The 23725-nt window shown below is 67.9% G+C and carries 14 protein-coding genes; 6 read left to right on the forward strand and 8 right to left on the reverse strand.

Going from position 1 to position 23725, the window contains the following annotated elements:
* Positions 1–6 precede the first annotated feature (6 nt).
* Entirely contained in the window at positions 7–2271 is a 2265-nt protein-coding gene (locus ABZS64_RS10645) for a UvrD-helicase domain-containing protein (protein ID WP_355826143.1), read from the reverse strand.
* The gene (locus ABZS64_RS10650) at positions 2271–9155 is read right to left on the reverse strand and encodes a DEAD/DEAH box helicase (protein ID WP_355826145.1); all 6885 of its coding nucleotides are present in this window, start codon (positions 9153–9155) and stop codon (positions 2271–2273) included. Before ABZS64_RS10650 ends, ABZS64_RS10645 begins: the two co-directional genes overlap by 1 nt.
* Positions 9156–9563: 408 nt before the next feature.
* On the opposite strand from ABZS64_RS10650, the gene ABZS64_RS10655 reads away from it, so the two are divergent.
* From ABZS64_RS10655 to ABZS64_RS10665, 3 genes are all read left to right on the forward strand, one after another.
* Complete coding sequence (locus ABZS64_RS10655; protein WP_355826580.1) at positions 9564–10049, forward strand: hypothetical protein; 486 nt, start codon at positions 9564–9566, stop codon at positions 10047–10049.
* A gap of 14 nt (positions 10050–10063) precedes the next feature.
* On the forward strand, positions 10064–11563 hold the full coding sequence (locus ABZS64_RS10660) for a hypothetical protein (protein ID WP_355826148.1): 1500 nt from the start codon (positions 10064–10066) through the stop codon (positions 11561–11563).
* A gap of 79 nt (positions 11564–11642) precedes the next feature.
* Entirely contained in the window at positions 11643–12197 is a 555-nt protein-coding gene (locus tag ABZS64_RS10665; RefSeq protein WP_355826151.1) for a hypothetical protein, read from the forward strand.
* A 59-nt stretch (positions 12198–12256) separates the two neighbouring features.
* Here the strand turns inward: ABZS64_RS10665 and ABZS64_RS10670 are convergent, their stop codons facing one another.
* The 3 genes from ABZS64_RS10670 to ABZS64_RS10680 form a co-directional block, all read right to left on the reverse strand.
* Entirely contained in the window at positions 12257–13108 is an 852-nt protein-coding gene (locus ABZS64_RS10670) for a hypothetical protein (RefSeq protein ID WP_355826153.1), read from the reverse strand.
* A 134-nt stretch (positions 13109–13242) separates the two neighbouring features.
* Complete coding sequence (locus ABZS64_RS10675; protein WP_355826155.1) at positions 13243–14412, reverse strand: DUF3696 domain-containing protein; 1170 nt, start codon at positions 14410–14412, stop codon at positions 13243–13245.
* On the reverse strand, positions 14409–15722 hold the full coding sequence (locus ABZS64_RS10680; protein ID WP_355826158.1) for a DUF262 domain-containing protein: 1314 nt from the start codon (positions 15720–15722) through the stop codon (positions 14409–14411). Before ABZS64_RS10680 ends, ABZS64_RS10675 begins: the two co-directional genes overlap by 4 nt.
* A 304-nt stretch (positions 15723–16026) precedes the next feature.
* Here ABZS64_RS10680 and ABZS64_RS10685 point away from each other — a divergent pair, with 304 nt between their 5' ends.
* A complete protein-coding gene (locus ABZS64_RS10685; RefSeq protein WP_355826161.1) occupies positions 16027–18075 on the forward strand; it encodes a serine/threonine-protein kinase in 2049 nt (682 codons plus the stop codon).
* Positions 18076–18120: 45 nt separating this feature from the next.
* Here the strand turns inward: ABZS64_RS10685 and ABZS64_RS10690 are convergent, their stop codons facing one another.
* Both ABZS64_RS10690 and ABZS64_RS10695 read right to left on the reverse strand, forming a co-directional pair.
* The gene (locus tag ABZS64_RS10690; protein WP_355826164.1) at positions 18121–19233 is read right to left on the reverse strand and encodes an NADAR family protein; all 1113 of its coding nucleotides are present in this window, start codon (positions 19231–19233) and stop codon (positions 18121–18123) included.
* A gap of 130 nt (positions 19234–19363) precedes the next feature.
* Positions 19364–19828, reverse strand: coding sequence for an ATP-binding protein (locus ABZS64_RS10695; RefSeq protein WP_355826166.1), 465 nt, complete (start codon positions 19826–19828; stop codon positions 19364–19366).
* Positions 19829–20459: 631 nt separating this feature from the next.
* Between ABZS64_RS10695 and ABZS64_RS10700 the strand changes: the two genes are divergently transcribed.
* Entirely contained in the window at positions 20460–22133 is a 1674-nt protein-coding gene (locus ABZS64_RS10700) for a DUF262 domain-containing protein (protein ID WP_355826168.1), read from the forward strand.
* A 206-nt stretch (positions 22134–22339) separates the two neighbouring features.
* Here the strand turns inward: ABZS64_RS10700 and ABZS64_RS10705 are convergent, their stop codons facing one another.
* Complete coding sequence (locus ABZS64_RS10705; protein ID WP_355826171.1) at positions 22340–22687, reverse strand: hypothetical protein; 348 nt, start codon at positions 22685–22687, stop codon at positions 22340–22342.
* A 352-nt stretch (positions 22688–23039) separates the two neighbouring features.
* Here ABZS64_RS10705 and ABZS64_RS10710 point away from each other — a divergent pair, with 352 nt between their 5' ends.
* The gene (locus tag ABZS64_RS10710) at positions 23040–23624 is read left to right on the forward strand and encodes a hypothetical protein (RefSeq protein ID WP_355826173.1); all 585 of its coding nucleotides are present in this window, start codon (positions 23040–23042) and stop codon (positions 23622–23624) included.
* Positions 23625–23725 lie beyond the last annotated feature (101 nt).

Consider the following 23725-nt stretch of genomic DNA (forward strand, 5'->3'; position numbering starts at 1 on the left):
GCGTGCTCAGGCGGACAGGAGGGGCCGCAGGAACTGGCTCGGGCTGCCGTGCCAGAAGATGTCGAGGCTGTCTCGGGCCCGCGTCGCGGCCACGAAGAGCAGGGAGCGGGCCCGCTGCAACTCCTTGCGGTGGCGCAACGCGTCGACCGTCCGAAGGCGCAGGATCGCCTCGCGTGGAACAAGCCCCTGCGACACCCCCGCAATGATCATTCGCTGGTACTCGAGCCCCTTGAAACGGAACATCGTGCCGATGTGAACGCCCTCGTCGCCACGCGGGCCGTCAGGGCCGATCTCGACCGCTCTGATGCCGTACTGGGCGAGCGCATAGGCCACTTCTTGCGCCATCGCGTTCGTGGGAACGCAGATGCCGACCTGTTCAAGCGGAATGTCGGTCCATTCGGAGATCAGCGCGGCAATGTCCTCCCGCTCCTCGTCCCAGTCAGTGTTCGGATGGAGCACTGGCAGCCCGCCGCTCAGGACCGACCGATAGCCTGCGAGGTTCTCGGCGTTGCCGTCCAGATCGTCGAAGGACTCTCCGCTCAGGAACCCCAACGCTGAGCCAAGGATCTGCCGTGTCGTGCGGTAGCTCAGCGAGAGCTTGGCGGATCGGCCCCGAATGTTGACCCCGAGGCTACCGAGAGTCACCTGGTTGCTGTAGATGCGCTGGTGTGTGTCCCCCACCAGGAAGATGTCGTTGCGGTCGTGGGCCACCATCGCGCGCAGCATCTTCCAGTGACCCGGCTGCAGATCCTGTGCCTCGTCCACCACGATGTGCCGGTAGCGATAGCGCAGCCAACCCGCCGAACCGTCTTGCAGGTGGATGTTGTCCAGCCCGCCCGCCTCCTCGCGCTGGCGTTCCACAGCCTGAATGCGCTGCTGTCTTTCGATCTCCAGACGGGCGGCGCGCTCGGCGACCTGCCCCCAGGTCTGGCGGCTCAGTCCGTCCAGACGCTGCGCGAACCGCTCCGTCAGCTGCCAGATCTCGGCGCGCTCGGGCCGCGTGACATTCCGGCCGCGACCCGCCCGGCGCGCGCGGAAGTAGTCGGTGCGGGAAGCGACGGCTTGGCCGAGGACCACCTGTGTCCACTCGTCGTGCAGGAAGTCCGCGTCCCACCTTGTCTCGTCCAGCTCGTCGAGCATCGACCGCCATTCGCGGAGTGCCTGGTTGTCGTCGATGGTCTGTTTGCTGCTGCCGGGTTCCGCCTCGCGCACCACACGCAGGGCCAGCTGGTCGACGTGGCTGATTTCCACGCGTGCCAGCAGTTCTTCCCCGCCCAGCTCCAGCAGCCGGGCCCGCAGGTCCGCCGCCAGGTTCTTGTTGTACGTCGTCAGCAGGACGGGCTTGGTACGCCCCGGTGGGAGCTGCGCCACCAGGTGCTTGACCCGGTGGAGGGCAACGATGGTCTTCCCAGTGCCCGGACCGCCGCCCACCCGCGCGGGGCCGGAGTAGTCCCGTTCCACGAGCTTGGCCTGCGTGGGGTGGAGGAAGATCTTCCAGCGCCCGAAGTTTCCGCCTTCGAGAGCTTCGCGCAGCGCTTCGTCCGTCGTGGTGACCATGGTCGCCGGACGCGCGGCCGCGGCCTGGAAGTCGTCTGTGTCCACCGGATCCGGTGCGGCGACCGGCGCCGTGACCTGTTCCAGGACCTCGTCGTACGACTTGCCGTCGAAGAGGGAGAGCAGCACCTCACCGGTGAGCTGCGGTGCGTACTCGACGAGTCCGAGCAGCTGGTCCTCGGTAGTGAGGGTGCGGACCACGGGCAGCAGAGGTTCGGCGACGCCGAGTCCGGTGAGCTGTTCGTCCGTGACATGGGCGAACAGTGGGGAAAGCGCAACTGGTTGAGCAGGTTGAGCAGGTTGAGCAGGTTGAGCAGGTTGAGCCGGTTCAGTCGGGGCGGGCGGAGTCGTCTTCGGCAGCAGACGCTTGGCGAGACTTTCCTCGACGACCTGGAGGTCGACGTACTCGATGCCACCGGTGATCGGGTTGACGCCGTAGGTGACCCGGTCGTACACGTCCTTGCGGTGCCTGACCGAGACGATCAGCCAGTCGTCGGTGCCGAGCCGCAGCAGCAAGGCTCGGTAGTCATCGCTGACTCGCGCGGACCACAGCCGGTTGTCACCGCTCAGTTGCTTCAGCCGCAGACCGGCGGAGTGCGGATTTGCTTTGAACTTGTGCTGGAAGTCGTAGATCGCGCCCTTGACCGTACGGGGGAGTTTCAGGATCTCCTTGTCGGCCTTGTCCAGCAGACGCAGAGTCAGAGTCGCCGCGCTCATCAGTGGTGCTCCCCCCGGGTGGTTCCGTCGTTGCGCTGTTCGTTCCGCTGATCACGATGTCCGGCCGGCTCGTCCGGTTGCACCCCGAGCCGAGCCGCCAGTTCTCTCGCTGTCCAGGCTCCGGCCGGCCGGACCTCCCACCCTGCTGCTGCGAAGGCCCGGTCCCGGTCCGCCGCCTCTGGATCGAGCTCGTTGCCGACGTGCTTGGGAGCGAGGACCACCCCAATCCTCGCCTCCGGCCAAGCCAGTTCCGACATCCAGCCGCGGTCGTCGAGCTCGTACCCGTCTCTCGGCGCGGGGACGCCGAGGGAGGCAAGGGCGACTGCCAGTAGTTCAAGCCCCGGCTCATCGGGATCGAGCAGATCGAGCACGGCCTCCCAGTTGCTGTCCCGGGTGGCGGCCGACGCCCCCTCGACGACCGGCTCAACAGGCGATGCGACGATCGGAAATGCCCCGTCCGACCGGTCCCGATCGGCTTCGTCGACGAGCGTGGTCCGGGTGGACTCGAGCCAGCCCACACCGCCCGCGACGGAGAATTCCTGGGCAGAGAACCCGTCCAGCAGCCTGCTGGTCAGCTGGGCGCTGTCGCCTCCGCCGTGCTCCAGGAACTGCAGCAGGTTGCTCCAGTACAGCCACGCCCTCCAGCGCCGCTTGTGCCGTACCTCGTCGGCGACGGCCGTATCGCCGTCGTCCAGAACCGCGATCGCCGACCATACCGGCGGCGTCTTTCGGCCGTCGGCGACAGCCACAACCCGGCAGCCCGAAGCATCGACCGTCGACAGCAACCGCAGTTTGCCGCCCTGCCCGTTGGGCGCGTTCCCGCGCAGCGCTGCCATGATCTGTTCGCCGACCGTTTCCGCCCCGACGGCCGCAGCCGCGGGCTGCGCGCCGGTCAGCCCTGCCACAACGGCCTCCGCGCGCGCCATCCATTTGTCCGCGTCCGGCAAGCGAAGATACGCGACGAGCAGCTCGGCCGGATTGACCCACACCGACTCGGGGAGCTCGCCCGGCAGACCGCGTCGGACTTGGGCGTAGTAGGCGCGGGCCTTGGCGAAGGCCTGTTCGCCGTACGGCCGCCAGACGGGGTTCTCGGGGGCGGCGGGGGAGTAGCCCGTCTCCCGTACCCGGGTGCGCCACTCCTTCACGTCGTAGTACGTCAGTTGGAACACGCGCACACCATCGGCACGCAGTCGTGCCCGTTTGACCGCGTCGTCGGCCAAGCGGTTGTGCTTGGAAGACGCGTGGAACTCGTAGCCGTCCAGATACAGCGCCAGCCGGGGCCCAGGGGCGTCGAGGCGCTCGAAGAGGACATCCGGGCGCGTTCCGTCCAGGACGCGCTGCTGGGAGACCCGCCACCTGAGAGTCGCCCCATCGGCGCCCGTGAGTCGCAGATCCAGCGAATACGTCCCGGCGGCTGTGGTGTATGCGTCGGCGGCAGCGCGGGCATCGGGCTGGTCGGCCCACTCCTTCAGGGTCTCCACGAACATGACCTCGAGGTCGCTCTCGGCCTGCCGTTCCAGCGGAATGTGCTGTGTGGTGGAGACCTTCGCGGTCTTCCACGCCTCGCCATCCTTGCCGAGCAACTCGTCCAGCATCTGGCGCACTTCGTTGCGGCTGACCCGGTCGTAGTCGCTCGCCGGCACGCGTCGCAGCAGACAGCGGTGACAGCCGTCCTGCCCCTTCTCGATGCAGGGGCAGTTCTCGATGACCTCGCGGGCCTTGAGCAGCACCTCGCGGAAGCCGTCCGCCGATGCCAGCCGATGGAGATAACCGGTGCCGCCGGGCAACCGGTCGTACACGACGAGGAAGCGGCGGGGCCAATCCGAATCGCCGCCGTCGGGCATGGAGGCGGCTGCAATGTCGATGTGGTCAGGATCGCCGCCGTAGCGGGCGGCGATGCCCGCGAACAGTGCGGCTGTGAAGGATGCCAGCCGTTCCCTTGCACGCGCGACGGACGCGGGCAGCAGGATCCGCACCGCCTCGGTGGTCAGCTCGTGCGCGAGCAGCAGCGGCAAGTCCTGCCCCTTGCCCTGCTCTTCGCCGCTGCCCTTGGTCCTGCGGCGCGGGCACCACAGCAGATGGTGTGCGCTGGCCTTGGTGCCGGACGCCAGCGAGTCGGTGAGCGCGTCCTGCGGTTTGTCCGCCACCGGTTGCCCGTCGGCCGTCGCACCGCCGCAACTGGTGCACACATAGAACGGGTTGAGGCGTACGTCGTCGCCCGCGAGCGGGACTGTGCTGCTGCCGTCCTGCCGGTCGACCCCGACATTCAGCGTCCGGATCACCGCGCGCCGGGTGAAGTCGACCCCGAAGGTGGCCGTCTCGTGCCGCCAGGACCCAGGCGCCAGATGCACCGGGTCGATATCGACCGTAGTGAGCACGGCGTATCGCCGCCGGTCGCGCTCGTCCCTGTCGTCCCTTACACGCGCGTCGTCACGCTTGTCGCGGGCAATGACCCGTTTGGGCTCCAGCACATGCTGTACGCATCCGGCATCGGCGATCTCACGGCCGCCGCAGCGCGGGCAGGGCGAGGCATCGGACTGGGCGTTCTCGGTCCGGACGTAGCCACATGCGGGACACAGCCGCCATACCGACCAGGCGCGGCGCTCCGGGCTGCCGATGTCCAGGGCGCGCACTTGGTGGCGGTAGCCGTTGACGTAGAAGCTGTTGCCGGGAGCCAGCTCGACCAGAGCGAGGCGCCGCGAGCGCTCGTAGTCCCGCACTTCGCTGCGGTACGTCTTACGAGCGCCGGCTTCCGCCTCTGCTTCGCTCTGTTCCTCGGTCCAGTAGAGGGTGGCCTCCAGCTGGGTCGTCGTGTCCGCGAGGCTGTAGTTGGGCAGCAGGCCCAGTTCCACCAGGGCGCCGTGGGCACTGGAGCGGCTGAGCTCGCGCAGCAGATCCCCCGTGGACCGGCGCTCGGCCAGCAACTCGCGGTGCTCCCGGTCCTGTTCCGGATCACTGCGGACCAGGCCCTCCATGGCGATGTCGATGGCGGCGATGCGGCGCCGCAGCTCCTCGCGCCGCCCGGTCCAGTCCTCCTCGGCCTCTTGCAACGAGCGGACGACGCCTTCGGTCGCGTACTTCCGCAGCTCGTCGGCGGCGTGGGCGCTGACACCCTCCGCATTCGTCTCGGCGCTCGGGAACAGCAGCAGGAACTCTTCGACCAGCCGCGCCCCGTGCGTGACGGCGGCATCCGCGAGGTCCTGGCACCAGCCCGTCGCTCCGAACAGGGCGGACACCAGCCGGGGCACCGGCATCAGCCGCTCGCCGTCGGCGGTGGTCAGCGCGCCCCGGGCGGCCAGGTCCAGCAGGTGAGCGGTGTACTGGCGGCGCAGGATCTCGACGGCGGACAAATAGCAGCCGGGCGGCACGATGTCGCCCGCGATCATCTCCCGTGGATCGTCGAGGTAGTACAGGTCGCGAGCCCGTCGGCCACCGAAGGCGACGATCAACGCATTGCCGGTCTTGCGGCCCGCCCGCCCCGCGCGTTGCACGTAGTTGGCGGGACCCTTGGGCAGCGAAGCGAGCAGCACAGCTGACAGGTCGCCGATGTCGATGCCGAGTTCGAGCGTGGGCGTGCAAGAGAGAACGTTCGGGTCGGTGTAATGGGTGCCCGACCGGAAGGTGCGCTCCACCCGCTCGCGCTGGGGCCGTGTCAGCATCCCTGTGTGCTCGGCGGTGACGACACGGAACGTGCCGCCGGTCAGGTAAAGACGCCGGTAATAGTCGTCCCGGTAGTCGCGGGCCCGCGACGCCCCGAAGCCGCCTGAGCCGCTCGTACCGATGCCGGCCCTGACATCGGTACCCGTTGACGACAGGTCCGCCTGGGGGGCCCGGAGCATGCCCCGACACTGGTAGCGCGGGCAGGGATGCCCGTACCAGCGCGTCCGGCGCTCGGGCGGAACCACCTGCTGCCAGCCGCAGTCCGCGCAGCTCACGAACGCCTTGTTGACCACGTCGTCGCCAAGCAGACGCACCTCGATGTGGCCCGGCTGCAGCCCGTACACCCGAGTAGTGCGGTCTTGCGCGGTGCGCATCGAGAGCACATGTTCGTCCACCAGGACCGGCAGGAGCCTGCGCAGATACTCGGTCGCTCCGGCCGCGTCCAGCCCAAGGCATCGCCGCGTCCAGTCCTGGTACCAGCCGAGCCGCCCGGTCACCGCGTCGAACGCCGACCGCTCCTTCTGCCCGTCCAGCAGAAACCGTGGCGCGGCCATCCCGTCGGGAAAGGCGGGCATGCCATCGGGGCGGCCGCCCCAGATCTTGAACCGGGCCACACCCGCGTCCTTGATCCATGGCTCCAGCCACCGGTGCCGCACCCCGCCCCGGAGCCGGACGCGCTCCAACAGCCCCCGTACGAAAGCGAGATAGCGCTCAGGCGTCGGCAGGCCGCCCGTCACAACCAGTTGCCCCGGCAGCGACAGATGGAGATCGCGGGCGAGCGACGTGAGCCGCTCGGGCTCGTCGATCAGGACCTCGGCCGCGGCCGTACGTGTCAGCTCCAGGGTGCGGCCCTGCCGCGAGCGCAGCCCGAACTCCATCACGGTGGCGAACGCCAGACGCTCCCCGATCAGCTTCCAGGTCCGGGCGTCCCCCGTGCCGCGGCCGGAAAGCAGCCGGTCCACACCTGGTTCGTCGTGCAGATCCGGCGGTACCACTGCGGCCAGCGCCTGCGGATCGTCGACCGAGTCCAGGACGTTGCCGATGAGGTCGTTCAGCGGGATCGGCGCGCCCGACTCCTCCAGGTTGTGTGCGAGTAGCGAGCGCAACGAGAACTTGTAGGAGGCGTTGGCCACATAGCCGGCTCGGTGCGCAGCGTCCTGGGTCGAGTCATTGAACAGCAGGGTCTTGCGCTCTTCCGGTACGAGCGCGATGTCGCCGCCCGTGAACAACTGGGTGACGGTCGCCGAGGCCAAGGCGGCCAGCGCTGTGCCCAGGAACCGGATGCCGTTGTCCGTTCCGCACGCAGGGCAGCGGTCTTCCTTGGCCGCTTTGTCCGCCGACTTCTTGTCCGTGATGGCGAGGGCGAACCAGGCGTCCTGCAATTCCTCGGCGTCGCTCAACGTCGGCAGCCGGTACGTACCCTGTGCGCCGTCCAGCACCACCACCGACAGCGGGTCGGTGCCGCCTGACGACGGCGTCGCACCCGTCAGCGCGTTGAGCGCGTCTTCGGCCTCTGCCGGGGTGGCCGCGATGAAATACCGGATGCGACGCTTGTCGCGCCCGAGCCCGGCACGCCACACCTTGTCCTGGGCCATGACGAGCTGTTGCGGATCGGCCTCGGGTGACAGCGCCGCCCACCCCGAACGCCCGCAATTACGGCAGTACACCGAGGGCAGTGTGGCGGCGGCCGGACGTGGCGCCGTGTCCGCTCCTGGAATGGCCTGCGGCCGACGCGCATCGGGCGCCCGCGTGCCCGAGGACTCGTCACCCTCGACGGTCACCGGCCCCGCCGCGAGCGCTGCTCGTCTGGTAGCCGTCCGGTCGTCCTCGTACCACTGGAATTCCGGAGTTCGCCCAACACCGCGCAGTACCCGTGTCACCGGCCGCACCCACAGATGCGCCTCGATGTGCAGGAGCGGCCTTGGCCGCTTCTCGTCCGAAGCGGGATCCCGCGCGGCCGACAGCAGCGCCACGAAGCGGGACAGAGCCTGCAGCGCGAGGCGCGGATTCTCCCGGGCGGTGCGCCCCCAGGCGTAGCCCAGACTTCCCAGCAGGTCTCGGAGCTCCCACTCACCACGAGGCTCCCCATCGAGCAGGGACAGCACCTTGTGCGTGAAATCGTGCCGTTTGAGCAGTCTGCCGATCTGGAAGGAGTCCAGTCCGTGCCGGCCGAGGAGCCTCGCCGCGAGCCCGTCCAGGTCCAGCAGATCGGGATGCGCCTCCACTCCCGGCCCGCCCGAGGCCTCGATGACCTCCTTGGGGTCCGGCGGCTCGGGCAGTTCGTAGTCGACCTCCCCTGCGAACTGCTCGGCGGTCATCCGCTCCTCGCCGATCACCGAGTCCGCGTCGAACTCCACCCCGAACACCTGCGCCGCGACATCGAGTATCCCCGCGCCGCCGCCGTCCCCGCGCCCCTCGCCGAGGGTCGCAGACGTCGCCACCGGGCAGATTCCGCCGAGCGGCCGCCCCAGCGCGCTCTGCCCCGTCGCGGACGCGAGCCGACGCAGCAGCATTGCCACGTCCGTACCCTGTGCACCGTCATACGTGTGGAACTCGTCGAGCACCACATACGTGATGTCGGCGTTCTGCCACAGCGACAGATCCTCGCCACGCTGCAGCAGCAGGTCGAGCATCTTGTAGTTGGTGATCAGCACATCGGGCGGCGAGACACGCATCTCCTCGCGCCGCGTCATCACCCGCCGGAAGTCGGTGTCGGGCCTGTCGCCGATGTACAGCCCCGCCGTGACCTGCGCGAGCTCCGGCTGCGCCAGATACTCCCCGATACGCCCGGCCTGGTCGGTCGCCAGCGCATTCATCGGATACAGCAGCACGGCCTTCACGCCGGTGCGCCCGCGCGCCTTCTCGCGGCGGCAGTGGTCGAGCACCGGCACGAGGAACGACTCGGTCTTGCCCGAACCCGTCCCGGTGGTGATCAAGGTCGGTCGGGCGGGCCCGTGCAGCGTGCTCAACCGCTCCCATGCCTTGGCCTGATGCCGGTACGGAGCGAACGCGGGCACCCAGTCCAGATACCGCTGCCACCCGTCTTGCGCAGTGTGGAACGGGGTCCTGATCCGCAGGTACGGCCCCCGGAAGATCCCGCTCTCCGGATGACCGAGGAACCGCTCCAGCGCGAGCCGGGTGTCCTCGTCGGCCAGCGCGTACGTCGTCGTGAGGTACTGGGTCAGACTGCCCCGCAACTGCGCGGCGGCCAGCGTCGGCCTCACGTCATGCTCCCTCGGTGCTGCTGCGTGCGGGTGAACTGGATCAACCGTATATCCGACCTCGGGCACAGTGACCGGTATCGGTGATGACGGGAAATGACGCATGGCCTCAAATGCGCTGTTTCACGATGTTATGTGGTACTTCACGCTGCGGCTAAGGGGCGATACGACGCGGAGCTCTGGGGGAAGCTGCGTTCGCCGAGTCGACGTACGGTCCCGCACTGCCCACACGGCAGAGTGTGCCCACCAGAGACAGTCGGCCGGCGCCCCGGAGTGTGCACCTTGATTCGCTAGGCGCAGGGCATATCTCAGTCGTTTGCTGACGCTATCCCGATGGTGCGGAACCGCGACGATGTCTCACAACATCATTGATACTGTTGGCCGTTGATGCAGATCGGGGCGGGGGCAACGATGACGTTCAACGATGAATGGGCACAACTGAAGTCCGAGGCGCGGGACCGTCAAGCTGCGCAGATGCGACTCAATGCAGCAGCGCCCGATCCTGGCGGGTCCGGTTCGGGGGCCAATGCCGATCTGGTGGTGCACCAGGACGATCTGGGCAAGGTCGGCAATGAGGCGTTCAAGGTCCATGGTGAGCTGCAGAAGCAGGCTGACATCGCGGGCGCGGGGATGAGTAAGGGCGGGGTGGGGTCGACCGCCCAGGCTGCGGCGGAGCTACAGGGCCGGAATTTCAGTGCGGGCGACGAGTTGTACACCACCCTTGAAGTCTGGACTTCCCAGGTCAAGACAGTGCTGCAGATGTGTGCCCACATCTCGAACCACCTGGACTACTCGAAGAAGTGGCACGCCGAAGACGAGGCGGAAATCGCCGCTTCGCTGAGGCGGCGGAACGGCTCGGCGGTGTCCGCCTCCGAAATAGCGAAGTACGTCAAGTAGAGGGGGGTCGGACAGTGGGGGCGTTCTCGTACACGGATCTCATCGAGGCCAATCTCGGCAAGCTGGATGCGGCTGCCGGGGACTGGAAGACCATGGCCCGCGGGCTGGAGAGGCTGCGATTCGACGTCTACAGCGGCCTGGTCCAGCTGTCGGATGGGTCGCAGTGGGCGGGTGTGAACGCCGGGGTCACCAAGGACTTCGTCCGTATGACGGCGAAAGAAGTCGCGGACCTTTACCAGGAGGCCAAGAGCATCTCCAGCGTGCTGGAGGACGCGCACGGCGAACTGGCGCGTGTCCAGAAGCGGGCCAAGGACCTCACTGCGGAGGCCCGCGAGGGGAATCCGACCCGCGAGGAGGGCCCGGATCCAGGCCTGCTGGTGATGGCCGGCCCCAACGGCACGGTGAAGGTGACGGAGGCATTCTGCGACGCCGAGGGAACCTCACAGCGAACCAAGGACCTGATGCAGTGGTACGCCGACACCCTCACGGGACTGGTCGCACACGCGGCGGAGATCGATGCAGCGGTGACCCGTGCCCTGAAGAGAAGCCACGGCGGGGATCCGTACAACGCGGGCCACGCGGAGTACACCTCGCTCGACGAGGACCAGCTGCCGCGTGCCACGAAATTGGCATCGCTCGGCGACGACGCGAGCGGACCACAGCGGGCTGAACTGCGTCGGCTCTGGCAGTCGTTGAGTCCGCAGGCCCGAGCTGAGCTGTGGACGGGGCACAAGGATGACCTTCTGGCGGCCGGCTTGCTCTCTCCGACGGTCAAGCAAGTCGCGCCCGACCGGGGATCAGGGCCGCACGACGTCGAGGAACCCGGAGCGGAGGAGCGTAGAACTCGGGAGAAGATGAATCTGATCGCCGAGACAGCCGACTGGACGGGCGACAACGACGCTTCGCGACACATGGCGCACTACCTGGGAAACAGCGGAACGGATATGGACCTGCCAGTGGACAAGATGATGTCCGATGTCCCCGGGTTCAGAACGCATATCGAGGACGACATCAGGGAGCGCCAGGAGGAGTGGCGCGAGCAGGCACTTGCGGAGTTCAAGAGGAACGGCGGGCAGCCGGTCGCGATGCCGGTGGAGACCGACAACCGGGACTTCAGCTTCACAAAGGACGTCAACGAGAACTGGTTCTACGCGGTCGGATCCACCAGGTCGAACGTCACCGGAGTCGTCACCGTGGTGCCGGATGCGAGCGGCGAGCCCAAGGTCGGTCTCGATTACCAGGCCAACGCCTGGGACCGCTACAACTGGGACAAGGACAAAGGGGTGACCATCGATCTTCCAGGGGGCGGAAGCATGAGCATTCCGGACGGGCAGATGGCCCGCCTCCACACCACGGGTATTGCCCAGGAGTTCGACATGGCGGGTAGCAGCTCGGTCAAGCACTACGACCTGGGCAGCTCCGCCCCGAACTACGACCCCCTCCCGAAGCCCGATGAGCCGGGGCGCGAGGGCGGGCGTACGGATCCCGGACGCGAACAGCAGGAAGGTCGGTAAAGATCCACCGATGAACGGCCCTGGTAGTGGATCCACCAGCGAGCGGTCTGCATGGCGCCGCCTGCCGGTAGTTGGTGTTGTGATCGTCGCGGTCCTCGCATGCGTTGCTGCGGTCGTCGGTGCGTTCACGCTCGTTGGAGACGACGTGTCGTCGGACCAGTCGGAGAAGGAAATGACGTGCTGCTGGAAGAGCGGTGCCACTCCTGCCTGGATGAGCCAGGAGATCGGCATCCGCATCCCGGCGAAGGCTTCCGACCGGCGCGCCGGATACAAGACCGGGCTCCGCTACGACACGGGGTTGCTCTCCTTCGCCCTTCCCAGCCAGGAGGCGGACGTGTACACGTCCCGGCTGATTCGGGAAGGCACGAAAATGATCCGGAACTTCCACCCGGAGAAAAAGGGCTATCGGCCTGCTGCTGCCTTCGCCCACCTCGGGCTGACCGAGCCGGAGACGCTCGTCGAGGGGCTGCGGAAGATCAGCCTCTGCCCTGACGACCTCAAGTCTCCTGAAGGCCAATACCTCCAGCGGTGCGTCGATCTCTTCGCGCACGAATTCAAGCCGGGCGCCACCCGGATCTACGTCCGGTCGACCATTGAGCCGGGCGTGACACCACCCCCGGCGACCACCAAGTAGGCAGGATAGGGCGTGTCGCGGAGAAGGCCGGCCACGACGTGCGCCACCCGGCGTCCGCGTCAGCTGCCCAGCTTCCGCCCGATGTACGCGACCCGGAAGGTGCCCTCCTCGGGCACCAGCCGGAAGTGAAGTCGGCCCGGCCCCGGGGTGAAGCGGCCGTGCCACTCGAAGCAGCGCTCCTCGCCGTCGATGTCCCGGAAGAGACAGAGCCCTTTGCGCTGCTCGTGCTCCGGAGTGACCTTTGCGCCCTGCCATTCCGGCACTGCGGAGGAGCCGGATTCCCATGCGGCAGCAGACAACTGCAGGCGGGCGAGGAGGCCCCGCACCTGGATGAACCACCGTAATTCCAGGCGTTCCAGGTCGCCCTTCACGCGTGGCAGGAACTGAAGCCGTGGGAAAAAGTCGGCACGCTGCTCCCACAACTGCGCCGCCGAGCCGACGGCTTCCAGGCCGACGGAGCACCCCCACTTCTCGTGCGGGTCGAGGTCGGCGCGACGGGCCGCATGACGTACCGGCTCGACGGCCTGCTCCATGGACAGGTCACCGGCGTCGGTCTCCACCAGCCGTCGCACGGTGACGTCCAGCCACGGTCCGGACCAGGCGAGCGAGACGGGCAGGCTGACGGCAAGGCCGTCCATCAGATGCGCCGCGCCGACGCCTTCCACGATCTCGCCCGCGCACTCGTACTCGGCCTCTTCGGGCGAGGCATTCTGGGGCAGCACGTCCGCGAACGGCGCCCGGTTGCGCAGGGCCTTGATGAACTGCCGTTGCGTACGGTTGCGGTTGTCGGCGGCCCATTGCTGGAAGTAGTACCCGGCGGCGAGTTCGGCGGTCGCAAGCGGAGCCTTGGTGACCAGTGCGATGTCCCGCCATGCGCGGGCACCGCGTAACACGCGGACGAACTCGTTCATGGCGCCCGCGACTTCGCCCGGGGATAACGCCGACGTACAAGAGCGCTCGTTCAGAAACAGCAGAAGTGGCACGCCCCGCCCCCTGGATGGTGTGTCCGATGAAACCGTTACGACTGAACGCGCTACTACCCGCGTCAGTCGAGGAGTTGGTCGAGGGAGGCTTCCCACTCGTCGAAGAACCCCTCCGGCCACTCCGAGAGCATCCCGTCGTTGCCCATGCGCGGGCTCACGATCTCGGCTTCGTGTCCGCTGCCCCGCCGGAAGAAGTGCACGGCGGTGTCCGCGGCCGAAATGCGCTTGGTCTTCACGGCGATACGCAGGCCGTTGAGCACATGGTCCGAATGCGTCTCGACGATCAATTGCGCCCCCGCGGCCGCCGATGCGGCGATGAGCGAGGCCATGCGGGACTGACCGCGTGGGTGCAGATGCGCCTCGGGGTTCTCCACAAGGATGAGACTGCCGGGAGCCGCCGACAGACACGCGACCACGATGGGCAGCGCATACGTGAGCCCGAAGCCGACGTTGGTGGGGCGGCGCCGGCGTGTGGAGTCCAGGCCGGTCGTGCCACCGAAGCCATAGCTGAGCCGTACGGAGTCCACACCGGGGATTTCCGCCGCTTCCAGGTTGACCCCGGGACACAATTCCTGCATCCAGGCGACGACTTGGTCGAGCAGCGTGTGCGCCTGGGCCTCAGGATGACGAAGCGGCCCGTCGGGGACGATGTCCTGGGCATGATGACGAAGAAAGTTGACCGTGTGCTCGCCACGGGCTCCGAGGAAGCCACGGCCGATCGCCTCACGGTGCGACCTCGGATAGGTGGTGGCAGGGACGATTCGGTCGGCCTTCAGGTACTGGAAGCCCGAGGAGAACAGCGGAACATCGTGCCGCTCACCTGCGTCGACCTCTTCGCCGTCGGCGTTGAACCCCTTCGGGGGCAGGACGTCCTGTTCGGCGACGTACCGAACGACCCACCAATGCGATCGGCCGTCGGTCATGCGATACCCGACGGTCATCAACGGATCCGGTTCCGAATCGCTTGGCTCGAAGTCCTCGTGCAGTACGTCTTGCCCGATACCGAGCTCCACCAGGTCGCCGTCCAGCAGGAACCCACCGAAGTCCGTGGGATCAAGTGCGTCCGTCGGGTACAGCATCCCCGCGTCGAACGACTGACGAAGCAGCGCGAGCGACTGAAGTACCGTGCTCTTGCCGGAGGAATTGAGGCCGGTGAGCAACGTGACGGGCGCCATCGGGATCCTGGCGGAGCGAAATGCCTTGAAGTTGACGAGCCTTAATTCGTCGATCACCGTGTGGTTCCCTCACCGTGTCCCAGGACGGACTGGAAAAGACTGCGGACTCCCGCGAAGCGGGTGACCACCTTGGCACGGTCGCCGGTGCCCACGGACACCGCGCGTTCGAAGTCCCGCTCGACCATGAGCTGCTTGAACCCCTCGACGACCGCGTCCCGCGACGCTACCAGCGCTGCCCGGTCGCGATCGCTGAGTTCGGCGAGGTTCACCGCCACCGATTCGAAGATGGCCTTGTTGACCGGTGATCGCCGGACCTGCTCCGGGTAGAGCTTGCGAAACGCGTGTCCCCCGAAGATTCCCCAGGCTGCGAGCATGGCCCTCTTGAATGCCTCGGCGTGCGCTTCTCGATGAGCGTCCGGCAGCCGATTGATCTGGCGCATGGTCAGCGCCAGGAACTGGTCGAAGTCCTGTGCCCTGAAGCTGTCGGGCGACGTCAGCCGGAAGGCCATGAAGCGCAGGACCATTTCCCGGTCGGCCATGCGTTCGCTGTACACCCCGTTGCTGGTGGCCGACGTGAACTCTGCCGACTCCGCCAGCGAGGACAGCAACTGCCGTGCGGGCCCTGGGATCAGTGCGTGCCGGATCTCCTGCCGGGTGAGCGGCAGGCCCCCGGTGTTGATCCGGGCGAAGATGTTGAACTTGACGGCCTCAGGAGTGCCTGGCCGGATGACGTGGACGATGACCTGGGTTTCATCGAGCCGGATCTTCAGCCGCCCCGTCAGATCTGCGTAGCTCTTGCCCTCGAAATCCTCCCGCAGATACTCAAGCCCTCGCAGCTTCAGCGGCCCCGCGTCGATGCCCGCCACCGTTGCCAGGGCCTCGGGTGCGATGAACCGGGCGATCGCGGTCAGCCGCTGGATTCCGTCGACGATGGCCCACGAGCTGTCCTGCGCCCACGAGCTGTCGTCGAGCTCGGCGGCGTAGAAGGACGGAATCGGAATCCGCAGGAGCAGCGACTCGATGAGCCGGCTCTGCGCCTCGTCCGACCAGATCCCGGCGCGGCGCTGGAAGTCGGGGGCCAGGTCGATCATCCCGTTGCTCAGCCGGGAGATGAGCAGGTTGATGGTCGGGTTGGAGGTCTGAATCTCGATCTTGGAAGGGTCGTACGGAGCCGTGATCTGATCCGATTCGGTACCCGGATCGGTGTCGGGCAGCTCCAGCTCGACATCCGTACTCCGGCCGTCGGCGCCGACCTCGACGAGGAAGCCCCCGCTGTCCTCGACGGAGCCGTCCTCCTGGTAGCGCCCGTACGTCGACAGCTGATCCTTCGCCGCTGTCCGGCTGCCGATGCTGTCCTCCAGCGACATATCTCCCCGCGTCCCGTCTCGTCTTTTCGGACTGCCTCGTGTATCCCTGACGTCCGATTCTGCCCGATGCGGGCCGGGCCCGGGGGGTGCCGCTCCTGCCGCGGCCGAGCAGGCTTCTGCGTTCCGATGCCCTTCGGGGTTGGTAGATGGCCACTTGCCCTCTTGAGTGTCCTGACGGGTTCACAATGGTCCTCGACGACGCATGAACTCCAGGGCGTGCAGGCGTCGAAGGGGCCGACTGGGCGCACCCGAACCGCGCCACCCAGCCCTTGGATACCTGGCCGCGTGGAAGAACGGACTTTCTGTGATCGCTGCTGGCTCTGGTGGGCAGGTTCATCCGGCCCGCCCCGGTGACCCGTCCCGCATCGGGCCGTACCGGATCATCGGCCGGCTGGGCTCCGGCGGCATGGGCACGGTCCATGCAGGACTTGCCCCCGACGGGCTCCGTGTCGCGGTGAAGGTGATCCACCGGGCGCAGTCCGAAGACCCCGAGTTCCGGGCCCGGTTCCGACGCGAAGTGCAGCTGTCCGCCCGGGTGCAGGGCCCCTGCCTCGTACCGCTCCTCGCCGCTGACCCCGAAGCCGATGCTCCATGGCTGGCTACCGCCTACGCCCCTGGTCCCACCCTCAGCCTGCACCTGGCCGCCCACGGCCCCCTTGCAGGCGGCACTCTGTACGCCTTCGCGACCGGCACCGCCCAAGCGCTGGCCGCCATCCACGAGGCCGGAGTGGTCCACCGGGACGTGAAACCGCAGAACGTCATCCTCAGCCCCGCGGGACCTCGAATCCTGGACTTCGGTATCGCGCACGCCGCCGACGGCACCAGCGTGACCCGTACCGGCGCCATGACCGGCACCCCGGGCTGGATCAGCCCCGAGCACTATCGCACGGGTACCGCCGGGCCCGAAGGCGACATGTTCGCCTGGGGTGCGCTCGTCGCCTACGCTGCCACCGGCCGCCTTCCTTTCGGCGCAGGTGCCACGGACGTGGTCGCGTTCCGCGTCATGTCGGGCGATCCCGACCTCGATGGAATACCCGGGGAGCTACGGGCGATTGTGGAGACGGCCCTCGCGAAGGACCCCTCCGATCGGACAACCGCTGTCGACGCGGCGGAAGAATGCTCGCTCCTCCTCGCCTCCCAAGCCACGCAGGTCCTCGATGACGGAGCGGGGCCGGCGCCAACCTGGGTCGGCGAACTGGTGACGTCTCAATGGGACATGCCACCTCTGGACGACCCGACCTGGCAGCCCCCGCCTCCCTCCTCCAGTAAGCGCACCATCACGTCCGTCCTCGTCGCGGCGGCTGTCGTCGGCGGTGTCGCCGGTGGCGCCCTTGCCTTCCCCATCGACAGCACCGGCGGCGGCACGGGCGAGGCAACCACGGAACCTGTGAGGTCTTCGGACACCACTGCCCGGCCTTTGGGCCCCGCTCGGACAGGCAGCGCTACGGCCGAGCAGCCGGTCGACCCGCGCACGGTCACTGTTCCGACGGACCCGCTGGCCGGGGTGTCCAGCCCCGCCTACACGCGCGCCGGCGACGAATCCCAGCCGCATCCCGACGAGTGGCGGGCAAGCACAGGTGCGAGCAGCCGGGAGGAGAGGGATGCCGCAGAGGCAATCCGGGACCATATGAGGTCCATGCTCGCCACCAAGGACATGGACTTCATGAAGCCAACTGTCACGTTCAACAAGCGGGCGCAAACAGTGATGGTGACAGGTGGCCCGATCTCCACGCTGACCGACGACTACAAGGAAGTGTTCCGCAGAGCAGGCGAGATGGCCGCCTGCGCCGCGCTCGCCCACCGGCTCAAGGACAGCCCCACCACCTGGCCCTACGGCCGCTACTACGTCCATTGGAAGGACTTCGACGGTCAGACCGAAGCGACTTTCCTCGGTTTCGGGCAAGCCACCGAAGGCTGCTTGAACGAGACCGCCGGGCAGTGGCAGGGCAGCGAGTCCGGCATGGTGACCGCCGAGATACCGAGTAGCGACAAGCAGGAGATCCGCGTTGCGGACACCACCGTCAAGGCTGTCACAGCCGCTTGGAACACCAGGGTGGCCGAAGGTCACGGCCTGGACCCCTTCGAAAGCGACGATGCCATCAGCCTCGGCTTCGACCCCGTCGAGAATGCCGCGTATGTATGGGCCTGGGACGGCTACGGAGCGCTCGCAGGCCGTGCTCAGAAGTCCCACTTTCAGGATGTCGCCTCCAAGACTGCCTGTCGCAAGTTCATGGACGAGTACCACAGCAACAAGAAGTGGAACTACACCCGCTGGTCCGTTGCCGTGTACCAGGGCAACAGCGGAGTACCCGAACTCGTGGCCTCGGGAGACTGCGCCAAGCGAAGGGACTGACTTCCGGCCGCCATGGGCGGCGAACCGGGGCCGTCGTATGGCCCGCTACCTGATCCCGGCGCGCTGTGCGTGCAGTTCGGAGCGGACGAGTTCGAGGAGGCGGCCGGTCCAGTTCCTGCCGCGGCCGGCGTTGTCGCCCCAGAAACCGGAGTCGGCGTCGTCGTAGACGAGGGTCGCGTCGCCCGTCGCCAGAAGGATCTCGGCAATCTCGGGGTGCTGGGTGTGCTTGGCCCGCAGTAGGCCGGTCATGACAGCGGCCCGTGCCTGCTCCCAGCCGTCGCGGCGGCGGGCGTCCGCGGCGAGGCCACGGGCGGCGAAGAGGGTGTCCGAGCCCGTGATCGCGGCCCGGGCGTCGGGGTCGGTGGTGGACAGGGCCCAGTACGCGTGGGCGACGGTGGGGTAGGTGACGCCATCGACGTCGATGGGTGCTGGGTAGTCGTTGCGCAATGCCGTCGTGCCCGGGTCGTCCGACGGCTTCAGCGGATACGAGTGGGGCAGATGGATGGCCGGTGCGACCGAGGTCGTCGGTGCGTCCGCCGGGACCCGGGAGGGCCGTTCGGCGATCCACTTCGCCCGGTCCTCGAAATAGGCGACCGCCTCGTCGTAATGCTCCTGCGTGACAGGCTCGTCCGGCCAGGCCTCCACCTGCCCGCCCGGCCCGGCCACCAGGACCTGGAGCGGCCAGTCCTTCCGGTCCATGTCGCCGAGCGCGTAGAGGCGTTGTGTCTCGGGGATGGCGAGGTAGGCGGCGCGGGCGGTGGTCCGTTTCTCCTCGGTCCGGTCGGCGAGGAACGCGTCAACGGCGGTCAGGCACCGCTCCGTCGAGTCGGGACGGCCGTTCAGCTGGTCGATGGTGTCCCGCACCTCGGCGAGCAGCAGCTCGGGGGTGAGCCAGGTGCGCGGCTCGCTGAAGGTCCAGCCGGCGAGATCGTGGCCAGACGCCCTGCCGCCGTCCGGGAGCTCGGTGGCGACCCAGCCGCAATGCAGCTTCTTCTCGAATTCGTCGAGGGTGACCAGCCCCCAGCAGTCGATGAGCGCGTCCGCGTAGATGAACAGGTCGGTCAGGTGGTAGTCGCCATTGCGGATGAAGACGTGCCGCCAGGTCCCGGGTACGCGTATGCCGTCCGCCATGCGGTAGGTGATGCGGTTGCCGATCATCGCGCCATTGTGCCGGACCGCCGGCACCCCGCTGGTGCCTTTTCCGCCTGCCCTTTGTGCGGCTCGTTTCCCGGCCGGGAGGCGTGTCCCACCCTGGAGCGAAACGCCTTTCGGCATGGGCGCCGCCGCGCTATCGGGGCGGGACAACGCCGAGCACTGCCCAGACGGTCTTGCCGGGCGCGGCGCTTCGCGGCGTGATGCCCCAGCGGTCGGCGAGCGCGTCGACGAGCAGCAGACCGCGCCCCGACTCGTCGTCCGGCCCTGGCGGTCGAGGCGCGGGACGGGGGCGCCTTTCGCCGCGGGTGTCGGTGACGTCGATCTCAAGGGCCGCCGGCGCAGCGGCGAGCCGCAGATGGAAGTCCCGCCCCGGCACGTGCCCGTGACGCACCGCGTTGGCCACGAGCTCCGCCGCGATCAAGGTGAGGGTCTCGTTGGCCGTGGAGTCATAGGGATGCCCCCACTCGTGCAGCCGGTGGGAGACAAGCCGCCGGGCCAGACGGGCTCCGCGTGGCGTCGAGGTGAACTGCATGGCGAACTCATGGGTGGACGCGGGATGGTGAACAAGCCCCGCAGGAGGGGTGGTTGCCGGTCTCATGCCTCCCACGCTTCCGCGTCGTTAACTGTGTTGACCAGCAGTGACGCGCTGACTGTGAGGCGGTGTACGCAGTCCGGCGGTTCGTGTACGCGGGCGTGCCCGGTCCCCGCCCGAAATCCGACGTGCGGCAGGGTCTGTTCGGGGAGTTCCTGGGAGGAGTCGCCCGGCGTCGCTTCCCCGCGACCATGACCCGCTGTGTGAGGCGCGGCCGAGGATCCGGGGCGGCTACGGCGACAGTCGATCGAGCACCCACGCAGCGCCAACCGCCCGGCCCGACGGGGCCGTACGGACCGCCCCGGGGCCTGCTGCGCTACCCCTTCCCGGATGTCCCGACCCGCGGCCCCGAGCGCGCCGAACGGATCCGCGCAGCAGCCGGACCATCGTCGAGTACAAGCCTTCCGCGCCCCCTCATCGCCGCACCGGAGCACCGCGGACAAGTGGCTGGATTCCTGCGCCCACGGCGCAGGTGCGGCGGGCACGGGCGCCCCGGAGACCCTAAACGAGGATGGGACACGTCCAGTACCTCACACGGATCGCCCTGAGCCTCACGGAGAAGGGCCCCGGCGGCCGATGATCCACCTTTCTGACCATTCGCCCGCGGTCCGGCGCTCCGCCTCGCCATCATGGGGCCATGCAAAAGCTCGAGGCCCACGAGATGCCCTTGCACAAGGTGTTCAGCAGCGACTACGTCTTCCACATCCCGGACTACCAGCGCCCCTACGCCTGGGAGGAGGAGCAGGCGGTCCAACTGCTGACAGATCTCGTGGAAGCTCTGGACCGTGGAAAGGAGGAGCCGTACTTCCTCGGCTCCATCGTGCTCGTCAAGGAGAGCGGGACGTCGCGCGCCGACGTCATCGACGGTCAGCAGCGGCTCACCACCTTGACCATCCTGCTGTCCGTGATCCGTGACCTTGCCGAGGACCCGGAGGTCCGGGACGACTTGGACAAACTCGTGAGTGAGCCGGGTGCCAAGATCCGAGGGCTCGCCAGGCGGCCACGCCTCAAACTGCGCCCGCGTGACGCGGAGTTCTTCGAGCAGTACGTGCAGAGGAAAGGAGCCGTCCCGCAGCTGCTCACCCTGGTCCCGGAAAAACTGGGCACGGACGCCCAGAAGGCGGTCCTTCGTAACGCGCGAGCACTCCATACCGCACTGGCCGGCTGGTCAGAGGCACGCTGGCTCGACCTGCTGCAGATGCTTGTCGAGCGGACCTACCTGGTCGTCGTGAGCACCCCCGACCTGGACAGTGCGCACCGCATCTTCAGCGTCATGAACTCCCGCGGACTGGACCTGTCGCCGACGGACATCTTCAAGGCGCGGATCATCGGCGACCTCCCAGAGCCGGCGGCAGGGCACTGCGCAACCAAGTGGGAGGACGCGGAAGAGGACCTCGGCCGGGACGACTTCGCGGACCTGTTCCTTCACCTGCGCATGATTTATGCCAAGAAGCGGGCGGAACAAGAACTGCTCAAGGAGTTCCCGGAGCAGGTACTCAGCCGGTACCTCCCCGGCGATGGCGAGGTCTTCGTCAACGAAGTCCTCCGCCCCTACGCCGACGCGTACGTCCAGGTCCGCGACGCCGTCTACGAGGCCTCGTCCGGCGCCGAAAAGGTCAACACCTGGTTCCGGCGACTCCAGCAGGTCGACAACAACGACTGGCGACCGGCCGCCCTCTGGGCGTTGCGACACCACGGGAACGACCCCGTGTGGCTCGACCGGTTCCTGGGCGCGTTGGAGCGGCTCTCCGCCAGCATGTTCGTCCGACGCGTCTACACCACACCTCGCGTCACCCGTTACGCGGAACTGCTGCGCCAGCTCGATCAGGGAGCCGGGCTGGATGCCGAGGCTCTGGAACTGTCGGAGGCGGAGCGTGCCGACACACGGGCCAAGCTGGACGGCGACCTCTACCTCGTGGGCAAGATCCGCAAGTACGTGCTCCTGAGGGTCGACGAGGTGCTCGCACGCGGCCAGGGGGCCACCTATGACCATCCGATCATCACCGTCGAGCATGTGCTGCCGCAGAACCCGAGGCAGGAGTCGCAGTGGACTCATCTCTTCGACGAGGAGCAGCGCCTTGCCTGGACACACCGGCTGGGGAACCTGGTTCTCCTCAACCGGGCCAAGAACTCGGCAGCGCAGAACCACGATTTCGCCGTGAAGAAGGCCACCTACTTCGCCGGCCGGAACGGGGTCGTGCCCTTCGCGCTGACGACCCAGGTGCTCCAGCATACGGAGTGGAACCCTGAGCTCGTCCGGACACGGCAGAAGCAGCTGGTCGGGCTACTCGCCGACGAATGGCTGCTCTAGCGGACCGGGTGCGAGTCCGCTCACCGTGCTGCCTCCCCGTTGCAGACGCAAGCGATCAACTTAGTACGGACTCGCTCAAGGCTTCTGCCCGAATATCGGTCGCATGCGCGATCAGCGCGATCGGTGTGCCAAAGCCGGACGACCTGACCCCGCCCGACACGGAACAACGCCATGCGCCGGATCGGGCCGGCTGGGGGCGGCGACCACTACTCGGAGTCAGGGTGCATTTGTACCCACCTGCCGTCGACGGACTTCATCTCCACGCCGTAGTACGGCTGGGGCGGGGCAACCGGCCGCTGGTCGCGGCGCGGCGCTGTCGGCGGCGGCTTGGGGCGGCCGCCGGGCTGTGCCTTCTTGGCGCGCAGGTTCATCTTCGGATCGCGCTTGCGCAAGGCTTCGATTCGCTTCAGGAGTTCGGCACGGCTGATGTCCTTCGGCGCCCGAACCGGACCAGGCGTGGTCGCCGCACGGATCGGCGGGCGGTCCGGGGCCGACTGACAGGCCCGGTGCGCCGGCTGCCCGCCCAGGGTGAAGGCGAGCTTCTTCCTCGCCACGGGCTGACGGCAGACGACACAACACTTGAGCACAGGCTTCGACTTGAACGCGTCAGACACGATCCCCCCGGATGGCGAGTCCTTGATGGGGCACAACGATAGGCGTCCGGGCGGTAGTTCGGGAGAGTTCGGACGAAAACAGCTGTCTCTCCGCGAATGCGTCGTGCTCAGCGCGCGGCGGCGGGCATGTGAAGCGCCTTTGCGGTCGACCCATTCCGTCGGCGCCGACGTCGCCGCGCCCTTGCGCGCGGGCGTCCTGACCGGTTGCGTGGGGGTGCTGGCACAATCCCGCCATGGACCAGGGGGAGGCGGCCATTTGGGCCGCGGGCATCGGCGTGGGAGCGACACTCGTATGGCACTTGTGGCCGTGGAGACGGGTCGCCGAGCGAACAAGGCCGCACTCGACGCCGCACGGGAGGCAGGCAGAGCCCAAGTCGAGGCGGCATTGGCCGGCGTGCGGCTCCAGTTGGACGGGCAACGCGAGGACACGCTGTGGCAGGCCCGGCGGGACGCGTACGCACAGTTTCTGAACGGCATCGAGAACGTGCGCATGGCGCTCGTCCACCTGGCTGTGGCGGGGCCCCGGTACTTTGAGGAGGGACTGGGACGCGGGAACGACGTGGGGGAGGGGCTGACTCAGGCACGCGAGCAGTACCGTCACCTGCTGCTGCGGCACTCCGCTCTGCGTCTGGCAGTGGACGACCCCGAGGCCGCGGACGCGGAACGGTTGTCACGCCTGGCGGGCCGGCTCATCGAGGACTTCGACGAGTACGCGGGGGCGTTCCCGGCGGGTGACCCCACCCCGTCGTGGCACCGGTTCGAGTCGGGCATGGACGAGCTGCGCGACGGGGTCGAGGAATGGGCGCTCCATGTGCGGGGGCGGGTACAGGAACACCGTGGGGTGGGAGCGCCGCCGTCGCGTCCGGCCGACGACTGAGTGGGCACCCGATGACGCCGACCAGCGAGCCCTTGTTCCTTCTGCGGGTTGTCCCTGAGCAGGCGGCCACGGCTCTGGGCCCCTCGCCCCTCGTGTGGCGA

The organism is Streptomyces sp. NPDC005408 (genome assembly GCF_040606445.1).
Lineage (GTDB): Bacteria > Actinomycetota > Actinomycetes > Streptomycetales > Streptomycetaceae > Streptomyces.

Bases quoted from the DNA above. Each gene is read 5' to 3' on its own strand.
- ABZS64_RS10645 (WP_355826143.1), bottom strand. From the start codon at position 2,271: ATGAGCGCGGCGACTCTGACTCTGCGTCTGCTGGACAAGGCCGACAAG.
- ABZS64_RS10655 (WP_355826580.1), top strand. From the start codon at position 9,564: ATGACGTTCAACGATGAATGGGCACAACTGAAGTCCGAGGCGCGGGAC.
- ABZS64_RS10670 (WP_355826153.1), bottom strand. From the start codon at position 13,108: ATGAACGAGTTCGTCCGCGTGTTACGCGGTGCCCGCGCATGGCGGGAC.
- ABZS64_RS10680 (WP_355826158.1), bottom strand. From the start codon at position 15,722: ATGTCGCTGGAGGACAGCATCGGCAGCCGGACAGCGGCGAAGGATCAG.
- ABZS64_RS10690 (WP_355826164.1), bottom strand. From the start codon at position 19,233: ATGATCGGCAACCGCATCACCTACCGCATGGCGGACGGCATACGCGTA.
- ABZS64_RS10695 (WP_355826166.1), bottom strand. From the start codon at position 19,828: ATGAGACCGGCAACCACCCCTCCTGCGGGGCTTGTTCACCATCCCGCG.
- ABZS64_RS10700 (WP_355826168.1), top strand. From the start codon at position 20,460: ATGCAAAAGCTCGAGGCCCACGAGATGCCCTTGCACAAGGTGTTCAGC.
- ABZS64_RS10710 (WP_355826173.1), top strand. From the start codon at position 23,040: ATGGCACTTGTGGCCGTGGAGACGGGTCGCCGAGCGAACAAGGCCGCA.